General features: G+C 34.4%; 1 pseudogene. It reads left to right on the top strand.

Going from position 1 to position 567, the window contains the following annotated elements:
• Positions 1–435 precede the first annotated feature (435 nt).
• A pseudogene (locus FD23_RS11090) lies at positions 436–567 on the top strand (transposase); the annotation flags it as partial.

The following is a 567-nucleotide window of genomic DNA, read 5'->3' as shown; positions in this document are numbered from 1 at the left end:
GACCGCATTTACCGGCGTAGATAGTCAAAATCTACCAGATGTTATGGTAAGTGTTCAATTTATTCTTGCAATTGGCGAAGAAATAAAAATACTTGTTATTAAAAAATCGAAACTTTTAAATTTTTTACCTAACTATTTCTAATTTTCCCGGTTAAAAAGTGCTGCCAGGCAAAAGAAATTGAGGTATTAACAATGAAAAAGTGTTCATTCTTAGTATCATGACTAAACTTTATTGCTAATCCTGTAAAAAATCAAGTGGTAAACTCGGAAAAATGATCGATTTAGAATAAATTTACTTAAACTTCCCACTTACAAAAGTGGGCTCGTACCTTGAAAATTCAATAGTTTAGCCAATAAAAAAGCACAAGGCCTTTGTTCGCTTGATATAATTAAGTCAACCACAACATCATCAGTATCAAACGAAAGGCTTGTGCTATGTCTAGTTTACCATTATTCGATACTAAGAACGAACCTAAAATTGCCAGTTCTGTTGAAAAGTTCTTCAAGGACTACAAAGTTATGGAGCTTCTCCGCAGATGTGGGCTCCGCAAGTCCAAAGGAATCCCG

Source organism: Lactobacillus delbrueckii subsp. delbrueckii DSM 20074 = JCM 1012 (genome assembly GCF_001433875.1).
Lineage (GTDB): Bacteria > Bacillota > Bacilli > Lactobacillales > Lactobacillaceae > Lactobacillus > Lactobacillus delbrueckii.
Note: the sequence above shows the minus strand (reverse complement) of the source record. Positions and strands in the feature narration are given on the sequence as shown.